This window comes from Shewanella abyssi (genome assembly GCF_023284025.1).
GTDB classification, from domain to species: domain Bacteria; phylum Pseudomonadota; class Gammaproteobacteria; order Enterobacterales; family Shewanellaceae; genus Shewanella; species Shewanella abyssi.
The window spans coordinates 1-13,588 of the sequence record NZ_JAKIKR010000084.1 but is presented as its reverse complement, the minus strand read 5'-3'; the positions used below and the strand labels follow the sequence as shown (position 1 = coordinate 13,588).

General features: G+C 46.6%; 9 protein-coding genes. 5 read left to right on the top strand and 4 right to left on the bottom strand.

The window, feature by feature from the left end; genetic code table 11:
- Nucleotides 1–233, top strand: a 233-nt coding sequence (locus L2755_RS21060) for a hypothetical protein (protein WP_248982609.1), incomplete at its 5' end; no start/stop codon positions are given.
- A gap of 762 nt (nt 234–995) precedes the next feature.
- On the opposite strand, the gene recJ is transcribed toward L2755_RS21060, so the two are convergent.
- From recJ to brnQ, 4 genes are all read right to left on the bottom strand, one after another.
- A complete protein-coding gene (gene recJ / locus L2755_RS21055; RefSeq protein WP_248982608.1) occupies nt 996–2,720 on the bottom strand; it encodes a single-stranded-DNA-specific exonuclease RecJ in 1,725 nt (574 codons plus the stop codon).
- A gap of 136 nt (nt 2,721–2,856) precedes the next feature.
- Complete coding sequence (dsbC, locus tag L2755_RS21050) at nt 2,857–3,585, bottom strand: bifunctional protein-disulfide isomerase/oxidoreductase DsbC (RefSeq protein WP_248982607.1); 729 nt, start codon at nt 3,583–3,585, stop codon at nt 2,857–2,859.
- Between the two features lie 236 nt (nt 3,586–3,821).
- Nucleotides 3,822–4,724: a site-specific tyrosine recombinase XerD gene (gene xerD, locus L2755_RS21045; RefSeq protein ID WP_248982606.1), complete on the bottom strand. Its 903-nt coding sequence runs from the start codon at nt 4,722–4,724 to the stop codon at nt 3,822–3,824.
- A gap of 119 nt (nt 4,725–4,843) precedes the next feature.
- A complete protein-coding gene (gene brnQ / locus L2755_RS21040) occupies nt 4,844–6,187 on the bottom strand; it encodes a branched-chain amino acid transport system II carrier protein (protein WP_248982605.1) in 1,344 nt (447 codons plus the stop codon).
- Nucleotides 6,188–6,697: 510 nt separating this feature from the next.
- Here brnQ and L2755_RS21035 point away from each other — a divergent pair.
- From L2755_RS21035 to L2755_RS21020, 4 genes are all read left to right on the top strand, one after another.
- Nucleotides 6,698–7,426, top strand: coding sequence for a tRNA1(Val) (adenine(37)-N6)-methyltransferase (locus tag L2755_RS21035; protein ID WP_248982604.1), 729 nt, complete (start codon nt 6,698–6,700; stop codon nt 7,424–7,426).
- A 78-nt stretch (nt 7,427–7,504) separates the two neighbouring features.
- Nucleotides 7,505–8,731: an ATP-dependent RNA helicase SrmB gene (srmB, locus tag L2755_RS21030; protein WP_248982603.1), complete on the top strand. Its 1,227-nt coding sequence runs from the start codon at nt 7,505–7,507 to the stop codon at nt 8,729–8,731.
- A 258-nt stretch (nt 8,732–8,989) separates the two neighbouring features.
- A complete protein-coding gene (locus L2755_RS21025) occupies nt 8,990–10,204 on the top strand; it encodes an efflux RND transporter periplasmic adaptor subunit (RefSeq protein WP_248982602.1) in 1,215 nt (404 codons plus the stop codon).
- Entirely contained in the window at nt 10,204–13,356 is a 3,153-nt protein-coding gene (locus L2755_RS21020; protein WP_248982601.1) for an efflux RND transporter permease subunit, read from the top strand. Before L2755_RS21025 ends, L2755_RS21020 begins: the two co-directional genes overlap by 1 nt.
- The last annotated feature ends 232 nt before the right edge of the window (nt 13,357–13,588 follow it).

Here is a 13,588-nt window from a genome sequence, read left to right as displayed (position 1 = left end):
CGCTTTGCCCCTTGGCTCGGGTGTGGGCGAAGCACCACGACTTTGATTGTGATTTTGATTTTAAAAAAGCAATCGCTGATATAGCAGCCAGCACTCTTTGGGGCATAAATGCTTTAGCTGCAAACAAAAGTGGTTCCAATTGCCTGCGGCTGGCGTATGTGCAGACGCAACTGAGGCTCGCCGCAACTCTTTATAAAAGAAAGGGTCCCTGTGGGCTCAACGAAAACGTCTGACCTCCAAGGATGGAGGAAATGCCAAATTATGTCTGGAACATAATTGGCCTGTTTTCGACGGTCTCAGCTGCATCTACACTGGTTTCGAAAAGCACAAACTCTCAACATTTGAGTTTTCAACTTTATGGTAATAAGCAGTGGCACTATCAGTTAACGCCAGAATAAAGATAAATAGGCTAGCTTGCAGAATCAAATCTTCCCCGTTGGAAATTTTGCTGTTTAAATTTCGCCGGGGCGCTGAGGGTTCGCTAAGGGGTACAAGCGCTTTACCCCTTGGCTCGGGCGTGGGCGAAGCGCCACGACCTTTTAGGCCGTAAGGCCTTAGCTTCATTATCAATAGATAAATTCAAAGGCTTACTCAGCCAAAATTGGTTCCAATTGCCTGCGGCAGGCGTATGTGCAGATACGCCCGTGACACGCTGCAAGTCCGTCCATGGAAGCTCGACCATGACATCCATGTCATGGATGGCCACGGCCGCATCTACACTGGGTTTCGAAAGCGCAAACTCTCAACATTTGAGTTTTCAACTTTATGGTAATAAGCAGTAGCACTATCAGTTAACGCCAGAATAAAGATAAATAGGCTAGCTTGCAGAATTAAATCTCCCCCGTTGGAAATTTCGCTGTTTAAATTTCGCCGGGGCGCTGAGGGATTGCCAAGGGGCGCAAGCGCTTTGCCCCTTGGCTTGGGTGTGGGCGAAGCGCCACGACTTTGATCTAGACTTTGACCTTAAAAACTAAAAGCTGATTTCCCAGCCCAAACTACTTTGGCGCTATCTGCTCTACCATCAGCTGCAGAGTCTGATTACCTCTAAACTCGTTTACATCCAATTTATAGACGATCTCAGCATGGTTAATAGTGGCATCAGGCCATGTTTTCAAATCAACATTAAACGCAATCGCATCGAGCATCACCCGGCCACACTCAGTCTCTAACACTAACTTAAGATGTTTTTCGCCGACAATACGTTGCTGAATAATTCTAAAGTGTCCGTCGAACAGAGGCTCGGTGAATGACTGCCCCCAAGGGCCAGCATTGCGTAACTCCGTTGCTAACTCCAACTTAAACTGCTCAGGTAGTAACTCACCATCGGACACCAGCTCTCCGGTGAGTAACTCCGGCGCCAACACCTCACGTATCGCTTTATCATAAGCCTCCGCAAATAGTGCAAATTGCCCTGCTTTAATCGATAACCCTGCCGCCATTGCATGGCCACCAAACTTTAAGATGAGCCCTGGATGACGGCTATTAATCAACTCTAACAGGTCACGCATATGCAGGCCTTTAATGGAACGAGCCGAGCCTTTTATCTCCCCCTCTCCAGCATCAGCAAAGGCAATAACTGGGCGGTGATATTTATCTTTAATCCGTGAGGCTAAGATCCCAATAACGCCCTGATGCCAATCCGCTTGAAACAGTGCAATGCCCCAAGGCAGTTCGCGCTCATTAAGCTCAACGCTTTCAAGACTCTTCAGCGCTTCTTGCTGCATTCCAGTTTCGAGATCCCGCCGCTCTGCATTGAGGCCATCGAGTTCAGATGCCATTCTCCTTGCCTGCATGATGTCTTCACACAATAGTGTTTCGACCCCCAGAGCCATTTCATCCAGGCGACCTGCAGCATTCAATCGAGGGCCAACCGCAAAACCAAAATCAGATGCAACAATACGTGATGGCGTACGTTTAGCCACTTCTAATAGCGCGGTGATCCCAACGCGGCAACGACCCGCTTTGACTCGCTGCAATCCAGCTTCAACCAAAATTCGATTATTAACATCCAGAGAGACAACATCGGCAACCGTGCCCAAGGCAACGATATCCAATAGATGGCCAAGGTTAGGCTCGTTAATACCTTGCTGCTGGTACCAGTCTCGCTTTCTCAGTTCAGCCCTAAGTGCTGACATCAAGTAAAACGCCACACCTACCCCAGCGATTGATTTACTGGCGAACTGGCAACCCTCTTGGTTTGGATTGACGATGGCATCGGCTTCAGGCAAAGAGTGACCGGGTAGATGATGGTCGGTGATCACCACTGTCATCCCCAAGGCTTTCGCGGCTTTTACGCCCTCAATTGAGGAGATACCGTTATCAACGGTAATGATCATTTCCGCCTTTTTCTGCGCTGCAACCGCAACAATTTCAGGACTTAAACCATAGCCATAATCAAATCGATTCGGGATTAGGTAGTCGATATTTTTGGCGCCCATCATTTTAAGCGCCAGCATACAGACACAGGTAGAGGTAGCACCATCAGCATCAAAGTCGCCCATAATAAGGATCGACTTCTGTGCTGCTATGGCGTCGGCAACCAGCTCTGCAGCTTGCTCTATTCCCAACATCGTATTAGGCCTGAGTAGCTTAGCTAAACTAAGCTCACACTCGTTAGCACTCACACCTCGGCTGGCATAAATCTGCTTTAATAACGGTGAAAACGAATCGGGCAAGTGGCTATCGTCTACTTCTGCGCGGCGAATAATCTTATGGATCACAGGGTTAACTACCTCAATAAAATGGCACTGCTAGCATAACAAAGACTGCTAAAGAAGGCTTTCAAATGAACACAAAAAAGGTGAGCTTAAGCTCACCTTTTTCCGTACTACACTGCTTAGTGCTGCTGCCACATGATTACTGCGCAGCTTCCAACGTTCTTAACAGATCTTTAGGTGGCTGGTAGCCAGGAATTAGGCTGCCATCTTTAAGGACAATCGCTGGGGTTCCATTGATACCAAATGTTTGACCCAGATTATATTGCTCAGCAATTTTCGCATCACATTTTGCGCTTTTAATACGCTTACCTGATTTAGCATCACCCATCGCTTTTAGCGGATCTGCAGCACACCAAACGGCTTCCATCTCATCGGCGTTAGCTGATGGCACACCTGCACGGGGGAATGCTAAGTATCGAATAGTGATACCGAGATCATTATATTCATCCATTTGATTATGCAGCTTACGGCAATAGCCACAGCTTACATCGGTAAATACGGTCACAACGTGCTTTTCATTTTTGGCTTTGTAGACCAGCATGTTCTCTTCGAGAGGCTTCATCATGTCGATACGAGGACCGGCCATTGCAGCTTCGGTGAGGTTTTTCATGCCTTTATCCAAATCGTAAAGCGTACCGTGGAACATCTTGGTGCCATCTTTACTGATATAAAGCACACCGCGATTGGTTAACGCTTCATATAACCCAGCAATGGGTGATTCTTTTATTGACATAACATCAACACTTAATGCTTCTGACAGCTTCTTTTCTAACGCTGCGGTATCATCATTTTGGGTGTTAGACCCGGCAAGGGCTGCTGGCGCAATAACCATTGCAATGATCAAAGAAAATGCTCGGGTGAACTTCATTGGATATCCTATTCTACGTAACAATCAATTTAAGGGTATAACGATTAGACCTAGTCTGGAGCTGAAAAGTTACAGTCTCATGCAAATGAAAGCAAACTTTTTGCTGTAACGAAATCATACAGACGTGAAACTTATCAAATTATGGGCAAATCTCCGAGTCAGAAAGTTTCATCATTGCGACCTAATCCTCATTCTCGAGTATTAATATTGCTCATTCTCAAGTATTAATATTGCTACTACCCTCTAGGGTGATGTTCGCGATGAAGGCTAGCTAAACGAGCCGTCGCTACGTGGGTATAAATCTGGGTGGTTGATAGATCACTATGACCCAAGAGTAACTGTACCACTCGAAGATCGGCACCATGATTGAGTAAGTGGGTGGCAAAGGCATGCCTTAGGGTATGCGGCGAGAGGGCCGTGGAGATGTTGGCCCTTAATGCATAAAGCTTAATTCGATGCCAAAAGGTTTGCCGCGTCATCTGTTGCGCCCTCTTCGATGGGAACAACACATCACTTTGCTTACCTTTAAGCAGTTCGACTCTGGCGTACTTTAGGTAGTTTTCCACTTCAGTTACCGCCAGTTCGCCCAAGGGCACTAAACGCTCTTTACCGCCTTTCCCCACAATACGCACCAACCCTTGGCGCAGGCTAATCTGCTCCATGGTGAGCCCAACCAGCTCAGACACGCGCAGCCCGGTGGCGTACAACAGCTCAAGCATCGCTTTGTCACGGCACTCTAGCGGATCCTCTGCATTCGGTTCTGACAATAAGCGGTCGATATCATCTTCACTCAGGGAGTCGGGGAGTTTTCGCGACAGTTTAGGTGAGTCTAGCAATGCGGTTGGGTCGGCATGAATCTGTTTTTTTACCACTAAGTAGCCGTAAAATTGTCGCAAACTACTCATCATCCGAGCACTGCTACTTTTGGCAAAACCTTTATCGAAACGAACCGCTAAGTAGTCACGAATATCCAGCTGATCGCTACTAATAAGCTCGCTAGCTTTAAGCTGAACATGGCGGTCAAAGTGACGTAGATCGGTACGGTAAGCATTCAAGGTATTGTCACTTAAGCCTTTGGTTGACCATAAGTGATCTAGAAAAAGATCGATTGCGGGATCGGGCTTGTAGTCTGCTGGCACCTAAAATCACTTCCTTAAATCAGATATAAAAACGGCGGTGGATCAATGATCCACCGCCGTTATCTTAGGGTATCAAGCGTGTAGATACCATCTCACGCATCCATACAACTGCTATTGATTTAACTTAACGCAACTGCCGCTTGCTCTTTCTTCATCATCAAGCAAGCCAGTATTGTTATTGCAACGGGTAATAACCAAGCCATACCTTCAGCGTGCAATGGCATAAAGTTAAACACACTAACATCTACGCCAGCCGCTTTTAGGCCATCAATAATACCGAAGAAAAGGGCAACGCTAAGCACGATTCGGTGAGCGGCTTCAGGCTTAGAGAAACGCTCTGTTAAGAAGGTGACTGCCACTAACGCAATCGCGACTGGGTAAACTGTCATTAGCACAGGGATACTAATGCTAATCAGCTGCGCCAGACCGACGTTAGCGATTGTCGCGCAAATAACGCTCAAGATAACCACAAAACGGCGATAAGAGATCTTAGGCAACAGCTCGTTAAAAAACTCGCTACAGGCGCTAATAAGTCCTACTGCGGTGGTTATACAAGCCAGTGTCACTACCGTAGCCAATAGCACTAAGCCTGTTGTGCCAAACTCATGAGTCACATAATTAGTTAAAATCACGCCGCCATTTTCAGCACCTGTCGCTAAGTCACCGGCAGTAGCACCTAAATAGAATAAGGCGATATAAACGAATGCTAAGCCACTCGCGGCAATGAGTGCGGCCTTAATTAGATAGCCGGTCTGTGCTTTAGCATCTGTGACACCTTTTTTACGCAAAATATCGATAATTAAAATACCAAAGATCAGCGATGCTAAGGTATCCATAGTGTTGTAACCTTCCAAAACTCCCTTAGTTAACGGGTGAGTCTGGTAGTCTCCAACAGCCGCTGCAACAGGGCTTCCAGGCAGAATCATAACCGAAGCGGCTAAGCCGACAAGCAACAATAACAGGATTGGGGTTAACACCTTACCAACGTTATCAAGCAGCTTGCCAGGGTAAAGTGCAAATACCATGGCGATACTGAAAAATACCAAGGTATAAATAAGTTGCGCTACATTTAGCGTAATGCCGGCGATCATAAAGGTCGCTTCCGCATTTTCTAAGAAAGGTTTAAAACCAACTTCAAAAGCAACTAAACCTGTTCTTGGTGCCGCAAAAGCAGGACCAATAATGATAAAAATAGCTACTGCTAGCATGGTTGCTGCGATGGGAGGCAACAAGTCCATAATTTTACCGTTTGCTTTGGCAACGGCTATCAGCGTGATTAGAGGCAGACCTACAGCTGTCACCAGAAAGCCTAACATGGCTAACGTCATATTTTCGCCAGCCAAAAATCCAGCTAACGGAGGGAAAATAAGGTTACCCGCCCCTAAGAAGAACGCAAAGGTCATGAAACCTAACCCTAACGTATCTGCAATACTCAATTGATTATTTTGCACTTTATGCCCCATCTTGATTTTTTGTTGTTAACAATTTCATGCCATCACGCCTTTACGGCACCACTTTAGGATGGCAGCTATTAATGTGTAATATTTGGTTTACACAACCCAGTGGTAAATACGACCGAAGTTTGGCGAGTTTATGAACAGCAGCGAATAAAGCGAACACTGAAATTGCTATAAAACTGGTTTACCGTCCCTAAAACTAGGCTTTACCCTAGCTAAGAGGGGCATACTATTATCAGACTCGCAACGATTTAACAAGAATCGACACCGAATAAACGCCACTCTCGATACGAATAGCAACAACTGATTAACACTTATTCTTCATCACTTACATTCAACCCGTTTGTCTGCTAAGCAAGAAACATCTAGGGGCCCACCTAGCAAGCACTTAAAAGCGAGTAAACACTTACCTTCATCATTTGCAAAAAACAGGAGTACCTTATCTGGAGCGTGCTTATTACTGACTGAGATGATTTAGCGTACAATTATGCCACTGACCCGCATTGTGTAAATTTCATGCCATTTAGCTTTAAACAATTTCATATCGACGACAGCCGTTGCGGCATGCCCGTTAGCACCGACGCTGTTTTACTGGGCGCATGGGCACCGTTAACGAATGCCAAAACCATACTCGATATCGGCGCAGGGAGCGGCTTGCTGAGTTTAATGGCCGCGCAGCGCAGCCAAGCCCAAATAACCGCTATCGAGCTGGATCAAAGCGCGGCACTCGATTGCCAGTACAACTTCAATCAAAGCCCCTGGTCAGCAAGTTTGACCCTGCTAACCAGCTCAATTCAGCAGTATTGCATCACCGCCGTAAAACAGAGCTTTGATCATATTATCTGTAACCCTCCCTATTTTGATAATGGTCCACAGTCGAGCAGTTCATTGAGAGCGACAGCGCGCCATTGCGACAGTTTAAGTTTTGATGAGCTGTTAAGGGCTATCAGCTATTTGCTCTGTCCAGCAGGTAAAGCGAGCCTTATATTGCCAACCACTGCAGCGGCTCAATTGCTTAGTCAACTCGATCAACACTCATTAGCCTGCGAGCACGCAGTGGCAGTCTCGAGCGTTGAAGGCAAAAGCCCCAATAGACAATTGTTATTGCTTAACAAAACAGACGACACAAATACGCTATTGGATCAGAAGCTTGATTCAGTCTCAACCTTAGCGATCCGCCAGACAGATGGTCAGTACACCGATAAGTTGGCGCAGTTAACAAAAAGTTTTTATTTAAAGCTGTAGCGATCGGCGATCTAATCGTTTCAAGTCGCCCGCGAAACCTTTATAATGTTCGGCTATTATTTATTGAGATGCCAACGCATGCTATTTGAAGATCTCCAGCTTGACCCTCGTTTGTTAGAGTCACTAAAAGCAATGGGCCACAACAAGCCCACTACGATACAACAACAAACAATTCCAGTTGCCATGGAGCAAAGAGATATTCTTGCTCGTGCGCCAACAGGAACAGGGAAAACAGCAAGCTTCCTACTGCCTGCGATGCAACACCTTCTCGATTTCCCGCGTCGATTCGGCGGCCAAGCTCGGGTATTAATTCTGACGCCAACGCGAGAGCTTGCCAGTCAAATCCATCGCTATGCATCTCATTTAGGCACTGGCTTAAACTTCAATACCTGCATCATTACCGGCGGCGTTCCCTACGCGGCTCAGGAAGAAGCATTAAAAGGCAATGTCGACATTTTGGTCGCCACGCCAGGCCGCTTGATGGAATACCTTGATAAAGGGTTATTCAGTGCCGAAGAGGTGGAAGTTCTCATTATTGATGAAGCCGATCGCATGCTTGATATGGGCTTCTCTGCCGCTGTTGAAACGCTAGCGATCGAATCTGTTGGCCGTAAACAAACCATGTTGTTCTCAGCAACGCTTGAAGGCAGTGATGTAGGTCGTTTCTCGCACCAGTTATTAAACAACCCTGCCAAGGTTGAAGCTGAAGCGCCACGTAGCGAAAAAGCCAAGATCCACCAATGGGTTCATATCGCCGACAATAAAGAGCATAAATTTGCCCTGTTGTGCGCGATCTTGAAACAAGAAGAGGTGCAGCGCACTATCGTGTTCGTCAAAACACGTGAAGCGGTAGCAAGCCTTGATGGCTTATTACAAAAACAGGGGATCACTTGCAGCTTTATGCGCGGTGATATGGAGCAAAAAGCACGCTTCCAAGCCTTAGGACGTTTCACTAAAGGTGAAGTTAATGTGCTACTCGCCACCGATGTAGCCGCTCGTGGTATTGATGTCGATGACATCACCCATGTGATTAACTTTGACATGCCACGTTCAGCAGACACCTATGTTCACCGTATCGGACGTACTGGCCGTGCGGGCGCAAAAGGCACCGCGATATCACTCGTTGAAGCCCATGATGTTCGTGTTGTCGGCAAGATTGAACGCTATATCGATCAGCCATTAAAACGCCGTTTTGTGAAAGATCTTCGCCCTAAAAACAAAGAGGCTAAGCCTCCAGGGAAGAAGAAAGTAGTTGATACAGGCAAGACTTATAGCAAGAAAAACAAGAAGAAGAAAAAGAAGTAAATCTCGCTTACTCTCTCTTTTAAAAGGATCACCTCAGGTGGTCCTTTTCTGTTTCTGGCCCTATAAAATCCCACCTATAAACGGCAATTTCACCTCGTTAAAAATTTCAGCAAAACAAACTCAGCTTAGAAACTGACACTTGTTTACCTCAACACCACAAAATGAAACATTTTATCTACAAAAAACAATATCGTGTGAGCGCTTAGTCTGGTAATTTACCCCTTAGGTAACGTATTACATGGAAGAGCAAAAATCATAATGATAAAAAAAATACTTAGAAGAGCTTCCCCACTCTTTATTCTCATTTTCTTTGTTGTGGCTGCGCAAGTACTTATCAGCACCAAAGAGGCACCTGAACAAAAAGCGGATGAAGCGCCGATCCCCATTGTTGATGTGATGGAAGTTCAACAACAAACGGTATCGCTAAACCTACCCTCTTACGGCATTGTTAGCCCCAAATATAAAACCCAATTGGTCACCGAAGTTCAAGGGAGAATGCTAAACATCTCCAATAAATTTGTCGCTGGGGGCGTGGTTAAAAAAGGCGAACAACTGGCGGTGATTGAGCCTTCTGACTACGAAGCCGACCTGATGCAGGCACAAGCTTCATTAGCCCAGGCTAAAGCCGCCCTTGAAGAGGAGCGAGCTAAAGGCGAGGTGGCTAAAAATGACTGGCAAGGATACGACGGCGGCATTCCACCTGAGTTGGGACTGCGGCTACCGCAGTTAAAGCAGGAGCAAGCCAATGTTAAGTTTCAACAAGCTGCACTTGCCAGAGCCGAACGAAATCTTGAGCGCACCGTTATTCGCGCTCCTTTTGATGGCATCATCAAGGCGAGAAATGTTGATCTTGGCCAATATGTTACCTTAGGCACAAACTTAGGCGAACTCTACGACACTCGAGTTGCTGAGATCCGCTTACCGCTGTCAAACAGTGATTTAGCCTATTTAGAATCGGTTGACAATCCTGATACCGAGGTCACCTTAAGTGCCGATCTCGCCGGTAAGCTTGTCACTTGGACCGGTAAAATCATCCGTAGCGAAGGCGTGATCGACGCAGAGAATCGCATGGTTTACTTGGTTGCTGAAGTCAAAGACCCTTACCTTCGAAACACTAAGGTTGCCGGTCAACTGCCGCTTAAATACGGCAGTTTTGTCACCGCAGTCATTAAAGGCCGCACTGTTGAGGGCATTGTAAAACTACCACGTCACCTTGTACGCCATGGCAAAGTTACCCTAATTACTGAAGATAACAGCGTTGAGATTAGAGAGGTTAATGTGGTGCGCACCGATCTAGAAAATGTCTACATCAAAGATAGCTTAGCAAGCGGTGAGCGCATTTCGGTGACCAACCTTAGCAATGTTGAGAATGGTGAATTAGTCAAAGTTCTAGGCGAAGAGAACAGCTCGAATAAAGACCGTGCTGATGAATCTTCAGCGCAAGAACAACTCGCTAGCACAGGTGAACAATAATGGCTGTTGAAAAAGGTATTATTGCTTGGTTCGCTAAAAACAATGTCGCTGCCAATCTATTGATGTGGATCTTGTTGATTGGCGGTCTGTTTAGCACCGTGATTATTAACAAAGAGATTTTCCCTACCTTTGAGCTTAACTACCTCAACATCTCCGTCGCTTACCCAGGCGCTGCACCACAGGAAATTGAGGAAGGAATTAATATCAAGATCGAAGAAGCGATCCAAGATATTAATGGCATAAAGAAAGTGACTTCAGTGGCCAGCGAAGGCGTTGGTTCGGTGACGATTGAAGTGGAGGATAGCTATGATCCTCAAGATATTCTCGACGAAGCCAAGCTACGAATTGACGCTATCTCGACCTTTCCTGTCAACATTGAAAAACCCAATATTACCCGCATAAAACCGGAAAATAATGTCATTTGGATCTCAGTCTATGGCGACCAGTCTCTTGTAGAGATGAAAGAACTTGCCAAGACCATTCGTGACGAAGTCGCTGCACTGCCAGCCGTCACACGTGCACAAGTCACCGGTGTGCGTGACTACGAAATAGCGATTGAGTTATCGGAAGACAAGCTGCGAGAGTATGGACTGACCTTCTCTCAAGTCGCACAAGCGGTACAGAACTCGTCAATCGATCTGCCAGGCGGCTCAATTCGCGCCAAAAATGGCGATATTTTATTACGGACAAAAGGCCAAGCGTATACCGGTGAGGACTTCTCACAAATCGTGGTCATTAGCCGCCCCGACGGTAGCCGTGTGATGCTGCCACAAGTGGCAACCATCAATGATGGTTTTGAAGAGCGACTTGAATATACTCGTTTCAATGGCCATCCAGCGGCCATCATTGAAATTTTGAGTGTGGATGATCAAAACGCGTTAGATATCTCTGAGCAGGTCAAAGAGTACATAGAGCAGAAGCGCGAATTTTTGCCGACCGGCGCTAAACTCGATACTTGGGGCGACTTAACTCACTACCTTAAAGGCCGTTTGAACATGATGTTGTCAAACATGTTTTATGGTGCCTTGTTAGTGTTTGTCATCCTAGCGCTGTTTTTAGAGATCAAGCTGGCATTCTGGGTCATGGTTGGTCTACCCGTTTGTTTCTTGGGAGCCATGTTAGTCATGCCATTGGAGCCATTTTCGATGTCGATTAACTTGTTAACGTTATTTGCATTTATTCTGGTGCTAGGGATAGTGGTGGACGACGCCATTGTCATTGGCGAAAGTGTCTACAGTGAAATCGAGCGCCATGGTCACTCACTAGACAATGTTGTCAGAGGTGCCAACAAGGTCGCCATGCCAGCAACTTTTGGGGTACTGACTACCATAGCCGCCTTTATGCCGATGTTGATGGTGTCGGGTCCTCAGGGGATTATTTGGAAGTCTATCGGCATGGTGGTCGTTCTCTGCTTAGCATTCTCGCTAGTGGAGTCTAAACTCATTTTGCCTGCCCATTTAGCACATATGAAACCACCCAAGCCACGGGCACAACTGGGTAGGTTGGGCCGCTTCAAAGCCGCTTTAAACGACAAGGTGCAGTACTTTATTCATAACAATTACCGCGCATTTTTACAGCGCTGCATTGTGCATAGATATAACACGGTTGCCATCTTTATTGGGGTGCTAATCCTGTCTATCGCACTGGTTCAAAGTGGACAGGTCCGCTGGGTATTCTTCCCCGATATTCCATCAGACTTTATCCAAGTTCAGCTGCAAATGGATGAAGGCAGTTCAGAAGAAAATACCCTGCAAGTGGTTCAAGAAGTAGAGGAAGCACTCTACCGCATGAACGATGACATGGAAGGCGTACTAGGCTACCCCGTGGTAAAGCACAGCTTTATCAATATGAGCTCTCGTACCTCTGCATTTATTTTTGCCGAGTTAACCAAGGGTGAAGAGCGTACAGTCGATGGCGAAACTATCGCTACCGCTTGGCGTGAACAGCTGCCTGAACTGCTTGCCGTCAAGAAGCTTAATATTAATGCCAGTACTAATGACACCGGTGGTGATATCTCGTTTAGACTGACCTCAAGTAACCTTGAGCAACTGTCACTCGCCTCTGCCGAGCTTAAGCAAAAGCTCAGAAGCTACGAAGGTGTTTACGACATTGCCGATAACTTCTCCTCTGGTAGTCAAGAGATCAAGCTGAAGATCAAACCAGAAGCTGAAGCGCTCGGACTGACGCTGTCAGATCTGGCTCGACAAGTGCGGTATGGCTTCTACGGCTATGAAGCACAACGGATCTTACGTAATAAAGAAGAAGTTAAGGTGATGGTTCGCTACCCACTTGAGCAACGCCGCACTATGGGCCATCTGGAGAATATGCTGATCCGTACGCCCACAGGTGCCGCCGTACCTTTTGCAACGGTGGCACAAATTGAGCTAGGTGATTCATACTCTTCCATCACCCGAGTGGATAGCAGGCGTGCGATAACCGTTACCGCCAATGCGGATTCCAACAAAGTGGAGCCCTCCAAGGTTGTAGCAGAGATCCAAGAGGATTTCTTACCCATGTTGGCAGAAAAATATCCCAATATCTCGACAGTACTGGATGGCGGCAGTGCAGATGAACAAAGCGCGTTAGTGAGCCTAATGCAAGGGTTCTTCTTTGCCCTATTTACTATCTACGCGCTAATGGCAATTCCATTAAAATCCTATAGCCAGCCACTCATCATCATGTCGGTGATCCCTTTTGGTATGATTGGCGCGCTATTTGGCCACCTTGTCTTGGGTCTCAACATGAGCATTTTGAGCCTGTGTGGCATTGTTGCCCTTGCGGGTGTCGTCGTGAACGATTCATTGATCTTGGTCGATTTCGTCAACCGTGCTCGCGCTGAGGGCCATTCGATAGTGCAATCTGCTGTTGATTCTGGTTGTTATCGATTCAGAGCGATTATCCTAACCTCACTCACTACATTTGTAGGCTTAGTGCCTATTTTGTTAGAGAAGAGTCTGCAGGCTCAAATCGTTATCCCAATGGCAGCTTCTCTGGCATTCGGTATTTTATTCTCCACCGTGGTAACGCTCATTTTGGTGCCTTTACTTTACATCATCCTTGATGATATCAAACGCACCTCTCGTCGATTCTACCGGTGGTGGTGGCAACCAAGCCCTGAAGTAGAAGTAGAGCCGGCACAGGGAACAAACTAGATACCCTTTGTTGAAGTATTAAAAGGAGGCCAATTGCCTCCTTTTTTATGCATCTGTGGTTTCAATGACCTGCGGTGGTGCTGGACAGGAAGTCCGAATATCGTGATCACATGGTCGATGATGTTCCCGACATCAGAACGACATTTCCCATATCCCTATGGGTTAGATGTGAATGCACGACCTTATGTGCAGATACGGCTGAGACTCGCCGTGAACACATCCCTGTGGGCTC

Bases quoted from the DNA above. Each gene is read 5' to 3' on its own strand.
- dsbC (WP_248982607.1), bottom strand. From the start codon at position 3,585: ATGAAGTTCACCCGAGCATTTTCTTTGATCATTGCAATGGTTATTGCG.
- brnQ (WP_248982605.1), bottom strand. From the start codon at position 6,187: ATGGGGCATAAAGTGCAAAATAATCAATTGAGTATTGCAGATACGTTA.
- L2755_RS21035 (WP_248982604.1), top strand. From the start codon at position 6,698: ATGCCATTTAGCTTTAAACAATTTCATATCGACGACAGCCGTTGCGGC.
- srmB (WP_248982603.1), top strand. From the start codon at position 7,505: ATGCTATTTGAAGATCTCCAGCTTGACCCTCGTTTGTTAGAGTCACTA.
- L2755_RS21025 (WP_248982602.1), top strand. From the start codon at position 8,990: ATGATAAAAAAAATACTTAGAAGAGCTTCCCCACTCTTTATTCTCATT.
- L2755_RS21020 (WP_248982601.1), top strand. From the start codon at position 10,204: ATGGCTGTTGAAAAAGGTATTATTGCTTGGTTCGCTAAAAACAATGTC.